The sequence below is a fragment of the uncultured Acinetobacter sp. genome (assembly GCF_947626835.1).
GTDB lineage: Bacteria > Pseudomonadota > Gammaproteobacteria > Pseudomonadales > Moraxellaceae > Acinetobacter.
Genome location: NZ_CANQTS010000033.1, coordinates 1 through 15,205, shown reverse-complemented (window position 1 = coordinate 15,205; position 15,205 = coordinate 1). Strand labels below are relative to the sequence as shown.

Here is a 15,205-nt window from a genome sequence, read left to right as displayed (position 1 = left end):
ATTTTTTAATTTGAGTTGGGTTTCCAGCGGTGTGGAAGTAATTCTTCTATTTGGGTCACTTTATGTGTCGGCAGCCTTTTTAGCACATTACTTAAATAGGCATACGGATCAAGCCCATTCAGCTTTGCTGACTGAATCAGCGTCATGATGTTCGCCGCTCGCTGACCACTGCGCAGCGAGCCAGCAAACAGCCAGTTCTTACGCCCCAAGGCCCAGGGACGCATCTGATTTTCGATCCCTTGCGCAGCAATGCTGCTCATATCTATAGGTAAATTACCATCATCCAGATAGCGGCAGAGTGCCTGCCAGCGTTTTAGGCTGTAGTTGATCGCCCGGGCGGGTTGGAGAACTCGATGGCACCGTCAGCTGATGTTGGTTGAGCCATTCATATAGTTGTTGCATGACCGGTTGACTATGCTGTTGTCGGTATTCGCAGCGATGTTCTGCTGTACCATCGGTCTTTTTCCTGAGTTCTGCTTCTATGGCATACAGTTTCTGAATCAGCACTAATGCCTGTTCAGCGATCTGACTTTTCCCGGTCACATGCAGTTCATGAAATTTACGACGTGCATGTGCCATGCAGCCCACTTCAATGATCTGACCAGATTTAAAGCGTGCTTTATAACCACTGTAATCATCACAGACCAGATAACCCTGCCAGCCTTTCAGGAAGGCTTCAGCATGCTGGCCAGAACGGCTATCCTGAAAGTCATAGATCACCGCCTGAACTGGATTATTCTGTGTGGTGGCATAGGCCCAGACATAACCCTTTTTCGGCTTTTTCTCACCGATCTGCATCACCGTTACTGGCGTTTCATCCGCATGCATCCCCTGTTGTTGCAACACTACATGTTTTAAGGCATCTGCCAGGGGTTCAAGTTCAACCCCACAGCGACCAACCCAATCTGACAGAGTGGATCTGGATAAATTAATTCCCGCACGTAGAAAAATCTGGCGTTGACGGTACAAGGGTAAATGATCAGCATATTTCGACACCAGCACATGACTCAGCAATTCTGCACTGGCAATGCCTTTATCAATGACATGGGCAGGCATCGCTTGTTGAGTCAGGATGTCACACTGATCACAGACCCATTTACCACGGATATGTTGTTCCTTATAGAACTGTGCCGGCCTGAAATTCAGTTTTTCACTGATATCTTCGCCGATACGACGCAATGTACAGCCACAGCTGCATTGCGTTGAGGCAGGTTCGTGCTCAATACGGAGGGTTGGCAGGTGATCTGGCAGTGGTCGACGTTTAGGTTTGTTTGCTGTGGCTTTCTGCGCGGATGCATCAGTTTTACCTGCATTTAATCGTTCTAATTCCAGATCAACAGCGGCAATATCTTCTTCGACCGCTTCATCCCACAGATGGATTTGTTTGGCTGTTAAGTGTTCATTCTTCTTGGCGAACTTATGCCGTTTAAACTGCGCAAGTTCATGCTCGTATTTTTGATTGAGAATAGAGAGAGATTTAACTTTAGAATCTAATTGCTGATTGGATACTTCAAGATGCTGAACTTTGGCATCTAATTGTTGTTTATCTTCTGCGAGTTGTTGATGCTGCAGCGCCAACTGTCTGGTGAATTCCAGCAGCTGTTCATGGGTCAGTTGGCTTAAGTCAGGCAGTGTATTCATGACCGCAGTATGCCTGAGGTCATGAATAGAATGAAATAGAACGTTTGGAGGATGGCAGAATGGCCGAGCTTGGTTTAGAGCATAGTCACCACTTGCTGCAATCCAATTCTCTGCCAGGGCAAACCCTGGATTAATGCCTGTAACTGTTCCGGGCTGAGGGCCACGGTTTCACCTTGGTGAACTTGAGCCCAGTGAAATTTTCCCTGTTCCAAACGCCGGGCACACAGCCAGATGCCCAGTCCATCATGCACCATTACTTTCATGCGATGGCCACGTTTATTACAGAACAGGTAAGCGCAATGCGGTTTGATGTAGCCAAAGGCTCTCACCACCTGAGCCATGACAGTATCCATCCCTGCACGCATGTCCATGGGTTGGGTAGCAAGCCAAATTTCTTCGATGCGGATCATTGAGTCAAACCCTGGATCAGCAACAGTAATTCAGTTGCAGACTCCACCGGCCATTCGATTTCGATCATCTGATCCCTTACGGAGCCTTGTTCCTCATGCAGTGGAATCCTGATATGGGCGGTAGCTTTCTTCTCCGGCACAGGTGGTGGAGGTGTTTCTTGTTTAGTTGCGTCAGGTGGCAGAGGTGCTTCTTGTCTGACTGGAGTCGGGTGAAGAATGACGGGAAGAAAGTCGGTCTGTGGACTGGGTGGGCTTTTTAGTGCCGGGACCATTGATCTGGACTGGCGAATCCATTTATGTAGCAGATTGGCATTGACCTGATGTTGCATTGCCACCTTGGCCACCGATGTGTCTGGCTGCAGGCAAAGCTCGACCAGGTGCTGTTTAAAATCAGTTGCGAAGATTCTGCGGGTTCTTTCTGTCGTTTGTTCAGTGTCTATAAAAGTGTCTAAGGCCATAAACATAATGTCCATTTAATAAATAATGGACACTATCGGGATATTGAGAAAATAAGAAAAGTGGGGTTCAGCGGACGCTTACCATATAGCTAATGTTTTATATGACCTTCTCAATCCATGGGGTGTAAGTTCAATATTTAGTTTTTTACATATTTTCTCTAAGCTATCGTAAGGATTGACAATATGACCACATTCAGCACCCTTACTGCTAAATATGAATTTAGAATCAGAATTTTTCCTTAGTTCTAAAAATAGGCTTTCAACATATGCCGTCAGAGGAATTAGGCGACCTTCATCTTCAATTTTATCTCTAACTTTTGCTGTTTTCCATCGAAAATCGACATCTGTCCATTTTAATGAAAGTAGCTCATTCTTTCGGCAACCAGTGATTAAACTACATATTAAAAAAATCGCAATTTTTCTACTGGTTAACTTATTTACCTCTTCAAACTGAAGATCCAACCGTTTTAGCAAAAGCTAAAGCTACAAAAGAATACGCGAGTATGAGTGATATTGAATATCGAATGATCAAAGGGACAGATGCCGATGCTCATCTTTATCAGCATTTGATTGCTGGAGGGAATGCGGCGGAAAAAGCCGGGAATCTTCTTAGTTAAATAAAAGAGGCCGTGGCAAATGCCACGGTCTCTTTTATTGTATATGGGTAAATCAGGGTAAATAAAATTTTAAATAATACTGATAATTTAAAGGGTTAATCGCTGAGTTAAATTGCCACCACCTCAAAAATGATAAGAAACTTTATTCAACTATCTTCGAGATAACACTGTAATCTTTAATCCTGTAGGTAAATTCGGTTCAAATTGGACGGCGTAAGCATATTGTTGCAGCATCATCTTGACCAAAGACAACCCTAAACCATGACCTTTTTGTTGTGCTGACTTGCGCCAGAAACGTTGCCCCAAATACAGAATATCTTCAGCATTTAAATGTGTACCATTATCTTGAATGCAAAACGTATTTTCCTGCATGCTCACCTCAATCACATCAGCGTTTGCATGTAATAAGGCATTTTCAAGTAGGTTTTTAACAACGGCATATAAGACAAATTCAGGTAATGCTAAATCACCAAGACTGTGCCAATCGACTTGAATTTTAGAGGTTGCTTCAGGATAAATGAGCGCTAAATCATGAATTACCTGAGCAACAACAGGTTTAATTTGAATGCTTGCTGTGATTTGTTCAAAAGATTGATCGGTATTCGACAGCATTAGTAATTGTTCAAGTAATTCAGAATAACGATGAATACTTTGATTGGCTTGATCTAAACGCTGTTGCAATTTGGCATTGCCGTCATTTTGTGCCATCAGTTGTGCCAATTGCACATTGGTTTTAATTGCAGTTAAAGGACTGCGTAATTCATGTGCCGCATATGCACTAAAGACTTTTTCATTTTCAAGGCTTTGATGCAGTTTATGGACTAAGCGATTCGCATTTTGCACAAAAGGGTAGATCTCTGAGGGCATGGTATTGGCATCTAAGCTTGTGAGATATTGGCTTGCTTCATTGAGCGATAAATTTGACTGACTTAAATGACTAGCAACCTGATCCAAGGCTCTAAATTCCCGACGAATAATCAAAACAATTAAGCCGATGCACAACAATAATGACAAGGTCAGCGGAATTAAGACCGATTGCAAAATTTGTTTCAGTAAAGACTCTCGCAGAAACATACGCTCTGCAGCTACCACTTGAATCTCACCGCGACGCAATACATAACTGCGCCATTGTGTCTCACCTTGTTGCCAAGTACTAAAACCAATCGCTTGCTGACTTAAATCTTTCGGTGCACCGCGTGTTTTGGCAATCACATGCTGTCCTACACTGATGTCAGAGCTAAATAATGATACTTCGCACGCGATCAATTGTTCTTGGTCTGTGGAATGAAGTTGTTGAGCTAAGGCAGACTCATCCAAGCTTTGCAGTGGTAATTGTTGAATTAGCCGTGCCACCATTTGTGCGGAGGCATGTAGACGTTGATCTAGAGTCTCCTGTAGACGTTTTTGTAAGTCGATATACAGCCAAACAAACACCACACTCCATAAGCCGATCATCACAGCCAGAAGACTGCTGACCAAGCGCCATTTTAAGCTGTGTGATTTTTGCATGGAATTGACTCAGCAATTTTAAACATATAACCGACACCCCGAATGGTCTGAATATAGTCCGCATTCAATTTTTGCCTTAAGTGATAAATATGGACATTCAGGGCATTACTTTCAATGCTATCTTGAAAGCCGTATAACTTATCTAACAGCACTTCATTTTTGAGCACTTGATTTGGATGGCTCATCAAGGTTTCAAGCAAACTGTATTCACGTCGTGAAAGCTGAATCATTTGATCTTGATAATGGACTTCTTGAGTGTCTTTATTGAGCTTTAAGTGGTCAAATTGAATGACATTCGATGAAAAACCGCGGTGACGGCGGGTGAGTGCATGAACCCGTGCAATTAGTTCATCCAGTTCAAAGGGCTTGGTTAAATAGTCATCGGCACCGACATTTAAGGCCTCAACACATTGCTGGGTCTGTAATCGTGCGGTTAAAACCAAAACAGGAACATGAATGTGATCTCTGCGCCATGATCGCAGTAAGTCTAAACCATCTTGATCCGGTAGGCCTAAATCCAGCAAACATAAATCGACTGCACTGTGACGGATAAAATAATCTGCATCACGCGCATGACTCACATGTTCTACTGAAATATTTAAAAAATCCAAAGTGGCACAAATACTCGAGGCAATATATGGATCATCTTCAACCAAAACAACAAACATAGCGTTTTCCTGACTTCCTGCCTGTATTTTATAAATGATTTATCTTGTTAATGCTCCCTTAATTTATGCTTTTGCATAATCAACCAAAATAGATTTAAGTCGGGTATTAAGGTCATCTATGCGTATAGGGTTAGCAGGGCTGTGTGGAATGTTCAGCATTTTGAGTATGCAAAGTGCATCCGCTGATTTTTTACCCCCTGATCAAGCATTTTCTTTTCAGGCTGTATCCACAGCTCAAGACCAAGCCAGTTTCACGTGGCGTATTGCTGATGGATATTATCTATATCATGATCAGCTTAAAGTCATTGAAAATGGCAAAGCATTATCACTGCAACTGCCTCGTCCACAGCAAAAAGATGACCCCAATTTCGGCATGACTGAAGTACATTATGGGCAAGTGCAAGCGACTGTCGCTATGCAACCAAATCAAAGCTATAAAATCGAATGGCAAGGCTGTGCCGAAAGTGGCTTATGTTATCCAGTACAGCGTACTGCCATTCACACCGATGCAGATGTCTTACTGCCGGCAAGCAAGCTGAGTCAGCAAAGCACAACCCAAAAGAAATTATTAGATGCCGTTACATCGTCGTCGTTACCCAATACTACAATACCAGTAGAACTACAGGCAAAAAACACTGAAACTGCAACAGCTGTAACGCCAGCCAATACAGCAGAAGTTAAAGAGGATGAAAATGGCTTAAGTCCCTCTTCTGAAGTGACTGCTTTCATAGAACTTAGCGAAGCCAGTGCACCAGAGCTAGAGGATGCCTTGATGATGCAAGCAAGTTCTGAATCTGTGACTATAACGAATGCTGAACAGCGTACGAAGCAGGCCGATTGGAACAACGACCAGTACTTCTTTTATTTACTTTCAACAGACAATATTGCAGTGAATCTGATCATCTTTTTAGGTTTAGGGGTATTGCTCGCATTCTTACCTTGTTCCTTACCATTGATTCCGATCTTATCCAGTATTTTAGTGCAACGTCATCGTGGCTATCGTGCCGGCATGATTGCTGGTGTCTTTGTGGTCGGAATGGCATTGATTTATGCCTTGATGGGTTTAGCTGTGGCAGGACTCGGCTATAACTTCCAACGTTGGTTACAAAGTCCCATCTTTATTGGGGTGTTTGCCGTGATGTTCGTGCTGTTTGCATTGAATTTATTTGGCGTATTCCAGTTGTCTTTACCACAAGGTGTATTACAGCGTTTAGATCAATGGCAACAACGACAAAAAGGTGGAACCTTATGGGGTTCATTCATTATGGGCATGATCTCTGCGCTAATCGTCGGACCCTGTATGAGTGCGCCATTGGCAGGGGCTTTGCTGTTTGTTGCGCAATTGCCTGAACCGTGGATGGGGGCTAGTTACCTGTTTATTCTAGGTCTAGGTGTGGGCTTACCATTGTTGATTGCCTGTGTGTTTGGTGCACAGTACTTACCCAAACCGGGCGTGTGGATGGATCGTCTGAAATTCACTTTCGGTTTTGTCATGCTGTTGTTGGCGGTGTATTTTCTGCGTCCTTTACTGCCGAGTGTGGTTTATTTGATGTTGATGGGACTCTTATGCATTAGTATCACGGTTTACATTTTATGGAAGATACGTCCGCATATTTTGCAAATGCCGATGCAACTGCTGTTGATTGCTATGAGCTTAGCGACCGCAATATCGGGTGGATGGTATGTCACGCAAGCATGGTCACAACTGAATACGACACAAGCCACAACATTAGTCGCATGGCAAAAAGTACGTACCCAAGCTGAGCTTGAACAGGCACTCAATAAAGTCAAAGGACAAGCAGTGCTCATAGATGTGTATGCCGATTGGTGTGTGGCTTGTCAGCCGATTGAAAAAGAGGTGTTACCTCGTGCCGATGTACAAACAGCTTTAGATGCTGTTGCTCGAATCAAACTCGATTTAACCGAATATGAAGCAAGTCAAGATATTGTGCTGAAAGACTGGCAGATTTTAGGACCTCCAACCATGATTTTCTTAGATGTACAGCATCAAGAACAGCGTAATCTACGTTTGACGGGTACCTTTAGTGCAGCGCAACTCTTGAGCCGATTAAACCGAGGTACACCGCCATGATTTCGAATGAAGCACTGCATCTTGGACCCTTGATGTTGCCATGGGCATTGTTATGTTTGGTGTTGGCTTTGCTGATCACTGCCATGGTTGGACGAAAAATCGGGCAACAAGCACAGTGGTCAACCGAAATCCAACAGCGTTTCCAAGATTCGATTTGGAGCAGTGTTTGGATCGGATTACTCGGTGCACGCTTGATCTTTATTGGATTGAATATGGAGTCTTATCTCGCATCGCCCATTGATATGCTGAAAATTCAAGACAAAGGTTTTCATCTAATAGGCGGTGTGCTGACAGGAAGTGCGTGGTTTTGGTGGAAAAACTCAGCCATGACAAAAAAAGCCAAGGCCATTTTATTACTGATCTTTGTCATGCTTATGGGGGTAGGATGGACAGTACAAAAAATCATGTATCAAGATAGCCATTATCCAAGTTTGAGTTTTCCAAGTCTGAAGCTTGCCCATCAAGATCCGTCAGAAATCATTGCGCTAAAACAATTTCAAGGTCAGCCCACGGTTGTGAATTTATGGGCGAGTTGGTGTCCGCCGTGTCATCGTGAAATGCCTGTATTACAGCGTGCGCAGGATCAATATCCTGAGGTGCATTTTGTCATGCTCAATCAAGGGGAAGAGGTCGATACCGTCCGTGCTTATCTCACAAAACATCACTTCAGTTTTAAACACGTTCTGCTAGATGTGCAGGGTGAAATGCCACAAGCAGTGAACAGTTTAGGTTTACCCACTACCTTATTTTTCAATGCACAAGGTCAGTTGATTGCGCGTCATCAAGGCGAACTCAGTCAAGCGATGTTGCAACAATACTTAAAGAAAATGAATCCATAAATTGATCATAGGATATGCATCATGAATACTTTACTTAAAACCAGTTTACTTATCGGAACACTGTTGACGGTGGCATGTGGTGTCAGTGCCAATCCGAATGCCATTAAAAAACAACTCGAAAAAGAAGGCTTTCAATTTGTCAAACCAATTCCTGCACCTGAAGGTTTAACGGGTTGGGTGGGGCATGAAGACCAATATTCCAATACCGTTTTTATTTCCAATGATGGCAAGTATTACATCAAAGGCGAGTTGTTTGATGCCCAAGGAAATAGTCTTTCCAACAGCCAAATTGAAACGCATATGAAAAAAGCCATTTTAGATAATGTATGGAAAACATTAGAAGATTCAACCTGGATTCAAGATGGCAAAACCGATGCGCCACGTATTGTCTATGTATTCTCAGATCCCAATTGCCCGTATTGCCATAAATTTTGGCAAGAAGCACGTCCTTGGGTAGAGTCAGGCAAGGTTCAATTGCGTCATGTTCAAGTGGGTGTGATTCGTGAAGAAAGCCGTGCTCAGGTGGCAACTTTACTGATGTCAAAAAATCCAACAGCGGTATTTCATGATATCAATGTCAATCGTGGCAAAAAGCGCCTTAAACCAGCAGAAAATATTCCTGTAGAGATAGCAGAAAAAATTGATTTTAACCAAAATTTAATGGGCAAATATGGTTTCTTCTCAACACCATCCATTGCTTGGCGTGATAGCAAGGGTAACTTCCAGTCTGCACAAGGGATGCCGAGTGATCTCAAAGAAATCTTTGAAAAATAAGTAAAATAGATGCTCACCAAGCCAACACAATAGCCCGTCTAAGATCATGCTAAGCTCAACATCAACCACTTAAACATCAGGGGGCACAATGTCAAATTTACAAGATGCACGGGTATTGTTTGCTTTGGAACGTACGGCATTGGCATGGAATCGCAGTGGTTTAGCGCTGATAGCCTTTGGTTTTTTGATTGAAAAATCAAATGTATTGCTACAACTACTGCACTCTGAGCAATATCAGCACAAAATTATCTATGGACAGTGGCTGGGCATTGCCGTGATTGTGTTTGGTTTATTGGTGAACTTTGCCTCAATTTTGCAATATCGTCGAGGGTTGCGCTCATTAACCGAACAAGAATTAATTGAGGATTATCAGACCCAACATCCCGTATGGCTGAATTTATTTACCATGCTGACCGGGTTTTTACTGATCATCTCATTTTGGATTTACTAAACTTGGCTGAGCTTCCAGACAAGAGGGCATGCACAAAAATGTTTATTCCTGGCAGTACAATTGATACAGCGTTTGCATAATGCCCAGCACTTTAGGGTCTGCTAATTGATAATAAATTTGTTTGCCTTCGCGACGTGTCGAGACAATTTTATTGTTCCGTAAAACGGTCAATTGTTGTGACAGAGTCGGCTGATGAATATCGGTACATTCCTCAATTTGCTGAACATTCAATTCGCCATGGATCAATACACATAAAATTTTTAATCGGTCAGGATTCGATAACACTTTCAAGCAATTGGAAACGGTATCGACCTGCGTAAATTCAATTTTTAAGTTATCGATTGTGATGTTCATAACGTCTAACCTGAATGAGAAAAAGCAAAGGGAGAAAAGTATGTCGAGATAATAACATAAAATGACTTGATTAATATACAAACTTATATAATATAAGTTTAAATATTATTTATGGCGCGTTAACTATGCATGATTTTGTAACAGCGTTTCTTGGCGGTACCCTGTTAGGCATTGCAGTAGTAGGGTATCTGTATGTGAATGGTCGTATTGCAGGCATCAGTGGTTTGATTGCGCAGGTACTGAATCCACAGACGATTTTTAAAACGCCTGCAGTGTGGTTTCTTTCAGGCTTGATCATCACGCCATTTATTTATGGTCTTTTTGTACAACCAGAGATTATCGTGTCTGCTAGCCCAATAATGATGATTATTGCTGGTTTACTGGTGGGTTTTGGTACCCGCTTAGGTTCAGGTTGTACCAGTGGTCACGGTATTTGTGGGATCAGCCGATTATCTAAACGTTCCATCATTGCCACCATGACTTTTATGTTCGCAGGCTTTGTGACTGTATATATCGTTCGTCACTTGATTGGAGCATTCTAAAATGAAAAACGTTTTGGCTTTTGTATTTGGTTCGCTCTTTTCAGTGGGCTTGATGTTCTCAGGGATGTCTAATCCGCAAAAAGTCATTGACTTTTTAGATCTATTCGGCAACTGGGACGCGAGTCTTGCTTTTGTCATGATAGGCGCAATTACAGTGGCATTTATACCATTCCAAAAAGCGGTGCGTAGTAGTACGCCAACCACAGTATTTAATGAACCGATTGATTTACCACGTAACAATAAAATTGATGTAAAACTGATTACAGGTGCGTTAATGTTTGGTGCAGGCTGGGGTATTGCTGGTGTTTGCCCAGCACCAAGTTTCACTTTAATTGGTTTAGGGTATTATCAAGTGCTGTATTTTATTGTTGCCATGCTTGCAGGTGTATTGATTCACCGTAAATGGTCAGGAGCTTAACCATGCAACGCCCGATTGTTCAGGATTTTTTTGACCAAGCGACTAATACCTTTAGTTATGTGGTGAGTGATCCAGCGACCAAGCACTGTGCCATCATTGACAGTGTCTTGGACTATGATGCGTCTTCTGTAACCACCTCAACGATCCATGCTGATCAAATCATTGCGTATGTTAAAACACAAGATTTGCAAGTGGAATGGATTTTAGAAACCCATGTACATGCCGATCATTTGACTGCCGCGCAGTATTTAAAGTCGGTATTGGGTGGCAAAATTGCCATGAGTCATCATATTGCGTTGGTACAAGAGACCTTTAGTGCCATTTATAACCTAGACATCAAGCAGTTTAATGCTCAGCAACAATTTGATTATATATTTGATGATCATGAATATTTTCATATTGGTGAGCTCGAGGCATATAACATCCCAACACCGGGGCATACGCCGGCATGTTTAAGTTATGTCGTGGGTGACGCCGTGTTTGTCGGTGATACTTTGTTTATGCCGGACTATGGTACCGCACGTTGTGATTTCCCACGGGGTAGTGCAGACACCTTGTTTGATTCGGTGCAAACCCTGTATCAATTGCCAGAAACGACTCGCGTATTTTTGTGTCATGATTATTTGCCAAAGACGCGTGATGAATATCACTGCCAAACCGATATCCAAACCCAAAAACAGCACAATATTCATATTCATGAAGGCACCACTAAGGCTGAATTTGTTCAGATGCGTAATCAGCGCGATGCTACCTTGAGTATGCCTAAACTGATTTTGCCTTCGATTCAAATCAATATGCTTGCAGGGCATTTTCCTGAGCCTGAAGCAAATGGCGTTTCTTATCTGAAGTTGCCATTGAATTTCTTTAAAGCATAAATAATTGTAACTACAATTATTTATGCGCAGATTACATCTTTATCTTAAATATTCATATTTATATCTTTAAAGTGAATATTCACTTTTAAGATCGTATTTTTTTAGCTATATTAGTTCTATAAAGCTGACTTGAGTCCTCGGATTTCAAGCCAGCATTGCTTTTCTAAGCATATTGCTTGTGTTGGTATACGTTGAGAGAATATGTTGCTCAGACAGAGTGGACTGTGTCTTGCAATTGCGACCTTACTTTTGCAAATCGCAGTATATTTACAACCACTATTACCCGAAGAATTTCAAATTGCTCCGGTGTGTCTGTCTATTACACATAATTTATTGTCCCCAGAAAAACACCAACACATTCACCAAACCTATCATGAACTGGTGCATCATCTGACTCACGATCATCATCATGAGCACGATGATCATAATGGGCAAAACCACCAATGCCAGTACTGTAAAGTCTATGGTGATGTGGTCCTTCCTTTTGATTTTAATCTGCACGAAATTATCGATAGAATTCAGGTTCGATTGACGTCTTATCAAGACGCTTTTCGGCATGTCTATTTTTCGCTGCAAAGGCTTTATCTACTGCCCCAAGGGCGAGCCCCACCTTTAACACTTTAGAACTGGTTTTGTATGGAAGTTTTTAATCGAACTTCATAGATTAACGTTATAGAGTGTAATCACATGAATTTAATTTTTTTGTTGTCTGTTGACCGCAGACAGAATACGTTCGTCTGTCGAAAAAGCGTAGAGATACAGTCTACTGACAGAGCTCAACAGGCTTGCAATAGTGTAAACAAGTCTTCGGTTCTAGACTTAAGTTTGAACCGCAATCACCACACAATTTCACAATAAGGTGACGACATGGATTTAGGTTTAACAGCGCTCGAATTGGCGCGGATTCAATTCGCTTTTACAGTTTCGTTTCATATTATTTTTCCTGCCATTTCAATTGGACTTGCAAGCTTTCTTGCTGTTCTAGAGTGGCGATGGCTAAGAACCAATGACCCTCTGTACCGCGATTTATTCCAATTTTGGATCAAGATTTTTGCATTATCGTTCGGGATGGGCGTGGTCTCTGGCGTAGTAATGAGTTACCAATTTGGCACCAACTGGAGTGAATTTTCCCGTATTGCCGGGAGTGTTACAGGGCCTTTACTTAGTTATGAAGTGCTCAGTGCATTCTTCTTAGAAGCTGGCTTTTTGGGCATCATGTTGTTTGGTTGGGGGCGGGTCGGACCCAAAACCCATTTCTTTGCTACCCTTATGGTGGCGATCGGCACCTGTATTTCCATGTTTTGGATTTTATCGTCCAACAGTTGGATGCAAACCCCACAAGGCTTCACCTTTGAAAATGGCATTATCGTGCCGCAAGATTGGTTTGCAATTGTCTTTAACCCGTCCTTTCCATACCGTTTAGCGCATATGGCATTGGCAGCTTTCTTGGTTTCAGGTCTATTGGTTGCTGCCACTGCAGCTTGGCATTTACTCAAAGGTCGTCGTGATGCCTTGGTAAAAAAATCATTTTCCATGGCCATGTGGATGATCTTAGCGCTTGCGCCACTGCAAATGTTTGTCGGTGATTTACATGGTCTAAATACCTTAGAACATCAACCTGCCAAATTGGCTGCGATTGAAGGGCATTGGGAAACCAATAAAGATCATGGCATGCCGTTATATTTATTTGGTATTCCGGATATGGAAGCTGAAGAAACCAAGTATGCAATTGGGATTCCGAATCTTGGTAGTCTGATCATGACGCACACGCTAGATGGTGAGGTGAAAGGCTTAAAAGAATTTGCTCCGGAAGATCGACCAAACTCGCTCGTGGTGTTTTGGAGCTTCCGCATCATGGTGGGTATGGGGGTCTTGATGATTCTGCTTGCGCTAATGGGTGCATGGTTACGTAAAACTGGGAAATTTTATGAGTCGAAATGGCTCCACAAATTTGCCTTATGTATGGGACCTTCAGGCTTTATTGCCTTACTTGCGGGATGGTTTACCACAGAAGTCGGTCGTCAGCCGTGGATTATCTATGGTGTGATGCGTACTAAAGATGCCTTGTCACCGGTATCGGCAGAACAAGTCGGTTTAACCTTAATTATCTTTGTGATTGTGTATTGCATTGTGTTTGGCATTGGGATTTATTACATGCTGAAAATGATGGGCAAAGGACCACAGTTTATTCATTCTCAAGCACATAGTGATGGGGAAGTGATTCGTGCGTCGAATCGTCCAATGAGTACAATTGATGAAGACTTAGATGCAGCACCACAGGAGAAAAACCATGATTGATTTATCCTTAATTTGGGTGGTGATCATTGCCGTTGGGGTGCTAATTTATGTGGTGCTCGATGGTTTCGACTTAGGGATTGGCATCTTATTTCCTTTGGCGAAAGACCGCCAAGAGCGTGATGTGATGATGAATACCGTCGCACCGGTTTGGGATGGGAATGAAACGTGGATGGTCTTAGGTGGCGCAGGCTTATTTGCCGCTTTTCCATTGGTGTATTCGACTGTGCTCTCTGCGCTATATATGCCGATTATCTTAATGGTCATTTCGCTGATTTTCCGTGGAGTGGCATTTGAGTTTCGCTTTAAAGCCAATCGAACTAAACACTTATGGGATCAGGCCTTTATTTGGGGTTCCATCCTCGCTTCATTTTTCCAAGGCATGATTTTAGGGGCATATATTCAAGGCATTGAAACCACTAATGGTATTTATAGTGGTGGTGGATTAGATTGGTTGACCCCATTTTCAATGTTTACCGGCATTGCGGTGGTGGTGCTGTATGCTACTTTGGGCTGTGGTTGGTTGATTTTTAAAACCGATGCACGGGTACAAGAGCATATGTTTAGCCTCATGCCAAAACTGATTATTGCCTTATTAGTGATCTTTGGTGCGGTCAGTATTTATACCCCAATGGTACATGCAGACATTGCTAGTCGTTGGTTTAGCTTGCCTCAACTGTATTATTTTAGCCCTGTGCCGATTTTAGTATTGGTGTTTACGGTATTGGCATTACGTGCCTGTAAACGACGTCAGGAGTTTGCACCATTTATTTATACCTTAGCCTTGGTGCTGTTGGCTTATACAGGGTTCCTCATCAGTCTATGGCCAAATATCATTCCACCGTCTGTCACGATTTGGCAGGCTGCTGCACCACAAAGTAGTCAGCTATTTGCCTTGATTGGGGCATTGGTATTGATCCCGATTATCTTGTTCTATACCGCACTATCGTATTGGGTGTTTCGCGATAAAGTCCGTGTCGGCGATGATGGCTATCATTAAGGAGAATCATCATGAAGCTCAATCAAGCAGGGTGGTTTATTGTGCTATGGCTGGGTGGCGTACTCAGTCTAGCCATTGTTGCAGGTTTTTTTAGACTGCTGATTCAATGGGCATATGAGTTAAATTAAAATGATTTCAAATCCATCATCTTGTCGATCAAGGTGATGGATTTTTTAATTTTTATAGGCTTTGTTGCACAAACCTATCTGTAAAGGCTTTTTCAGCGATATAATTTCCAAATGAAGAAGCCTACACACAAAAT

Annotated in this window: 16 protein-coding genes and 2 pseudogenes; 11 read left to right on the top strand and 7 right to left on the bottom strand. The window is 42.5% G+C overall.

Features of this window, described 5'->3' with window-relative positions; all coding sequences use genetic code 11:
- Positions 1–5: 5 nt before the first annotated feature.
- The 6 genes and pseudogenes from Q0Z55_RS10915 to Q0Z55_RS10890 form a co-directional block, all read right to left on the bottom strand.
- Positions 6–1,641, bottom strand: a pseudogene (locus Q0Z55_RS10915) (IS66 family transposase).
- Positions 1,642–1,715: 74 nt separating this feature from the next.
- A complete protein-coding gene (tnpB, locus tag Q0Z55_RS10910) occupies positions 1,716–2,051 on the bottom strand; it encodes an IS66 family insertion sequence element accessory protein TnpB (RefSeq protein WP_297428404.1) in 336 nt (111 codons plus the stop codon).
- A complete protein-coding gene (locus Q0Z55_RS10905) occupies positions 2,048–2,509 on the bottom strand; it encodes a transposase (RefSeq protein WP_131290353.1) in 462 nt (153 codons plus the stop codon). The genes tnpB and Q0Z55_RS10905 overlap by 4 nt, the downstream gene beginning before the upstream one ends.
- Positions 2,510–2,590: 81 nt before the next feature.
- A pseudogene (locus tag Q0Z55_RS10900) lies at positions 2,591–2,959 on the bottom strand (site-specific integrase); the annotation flags it as partial.
- Between the two features lie 317 nt (positions 2,960–3,276).
- Positions 3,277–4,635, bottom strand: a complete 1,359-nt coding sequence (locus Q0Z55_RS10895) for an ATP-binding protein (protein ID WP_297428395.1) — start codon at positions 4,633–4,635, stop codon at positions 3,277–3,279.
- Positions 4,614–5,303 (bottom strand): response regulator transcription factor, encoded by a 690-nt coding sequence (locus Q0Z55_RS10890; protein ID WP_100355932.1) that lies wholly within the window; start codon positions 5,301–5,303, stop codon positions 4,614–4,616. Before Q0Z55_RS10890 ends, Q0Z55_RS10895 begins: the two co-directional genes overlap by 22 nt.
- Positions 5,304–5,469: 166 nt before the next feature.
- Between Q0Z55_RS10890 and dsbD the strand changes: the two genes are divergently transcribed.
- From dsbD to Q0Z55_RS10870, 4 genes are all read left to right on the top strand, one after another.
- Positions 5,470–7,395 carry a protein-disulfide reductase DsbD gene (dsbD, locus tag Q0Z55_RS10885; protein WP_297428386.1) on the top strand — a complete coding sequence of 642 codons (1,926 nt, stop codon included), beginning with the start codon at positions 5,470–5,472 and terminating at the stop codon, positions 7,393–7,395.
- Entirely contained in the window at positions 7,392–8,234 is an 843-nt protein-coding gene (locus Q0Z55_RS10880) for a TlpA disulfide reductase family protein (protein WP_297428383.1), read from the top strand. The genes dsbD and Q0Z55_RS10880 overlap by 4 nt, the downstream gene beginning before the upstream one ends.
- A 21-nt stretch (positions 8,235–8,255) precedes the next feature.
- Entirely contained in the window at positions 8,256–9,008 is a 753-nt protein-coding gene (dsbG, locus tag Q0Z55_RS10875; protein ID WP_297428380.1) for a thiol:disulfide interchange protein DsbG, read from the top strand.
- Positions 9,009–9,096: 88 nt separating this feature from the next.
- A complete protein-coding gene (locus tag Q0Z55_RS10870; RefSeq protein WP_297428377.1) occupies positions 9,097–9,459 on the top strand; it encodes a DUF202 domain-containing protein in 363 nt (120 codons plus the stop codon).
- Between the two features lie 42 nt (positions 9,460–9,501).
- Here the strand turns inward: Q0Z55_RS10870 and Q0Z55_RS10865 are convergent, their stop codons facing one another.
- Positions 9,502–9,813: a metalloregulator ArsR/SmtB family transcription factor gene (locus tag Q0Z55_RS10865; RefSeq protein WP_035268852.1), complete on the bottom strand. Its 312-nt coding sequence runs from the start codon at positions 9,811–9,813 to the stop codon at positions 9,502–9,504.
- A gap of 125 nt (positions 9,814–9,938) precedes the next feature.
- Between Q0Z55_RS10865 and Q0Z55_RS10860 the strand changes: the two genes are divergently transcribed.
- The 7 genes from Q0Z55_RS10860 to Q0Z55_RS10830 all read left to right on the top strand — a co-directional run bounded on the left by Q0Z55_RS10860 (position 9,939) and on the right by Q0Z55_RS10830 (position 15,071).
- The gene (locus Q0Z55_RS10860) at positions 9,939–10,355 is read left to right on the top strand and encodes a YeeE/YedE thiosulfate transporter family protein (RefSeq protein ID WP_297428371.1); all 417 of its coding nucleotides are present in this window, start codon (positions 9,939–9,941) and stop codon (positions 10,353–10,355) included.
- A gap of 1 nt (position 10,356) precedes the next feature.
- A complete protein-coding gene (locus Q0Z55_RS10855) occupies positions 10,357–10,773 on the top strand; it encodes a DUF6691 family protein (protein ID WP_297428368.1) in 417 nt (138 codons plus the stop codon).
- A 2-nt stretch (positions 10,774–10,775) separates the two neighbouring features.
- The gene (locus tag Q0Z55_RS10850) at positions 10,776–11,648 is read left to right on the top strand and encodes an MBL fold metallo-hydrolase (protein WP_297428365.1); all 873 of its coding nucleotides are present in this window, start codon (positions 10,776–10,778) and stop codon (positions 11,646–11,648) included.
- Positions 11,649–11,852: 204 nt separating this feature from the next.
- Complete coding sequence (locus Q0Z55_RS10845; RefSeq protein WP_297428426.1) at positions 11,853–12,272, top strand: DUF2946 domain-containing protein; 420 nt, start codon at positions 11,853–11,855, stop codon at positions 12,270–12,272.
- Between the two features lie 243 nt (positions 12,273–12,515).
- A complete protein-coding gene (locus Q0Z55_RS10840) occupies positions 12,516–13,946 on the top strand; it encodes a cytochrome ubiquinol oxidase subunit I (RefSeq protein WP_297428362.1) in 1,431 nt (476 codons plus the stop codon).
- A complete protein-coding gene (cydB, locus tag Q0Z55_RS10835) occupies positions 13,939–14,943 on the top strand; it encodes a cytochrome d ubiquinol oxidase subunit II (RefSeq protein WP_297428360.1) in 1,005 nt (334 codons plus the stop codon). The genes Q0Z55_RS10840 and cydB overlap by 8 nt, the downstream gene beginning before the upstream one ends.
- A gap of 11 nt (positions 14,944–14,954) precedes the next feature.
- Positions 14,955–15,071 (top strand): DUF2474 family protein, encoded by a 117-nt coding sequence (locus tag Q0Z55_RS10830; protein ID WP_081403287.1) that lies wholly within the window; start codon positions 14,955–14,957, stop codon positions 15,069–15,071.
- The last annotated feature ends 134 nt before the right edge of the window (positions 15,072–15,205 follow it).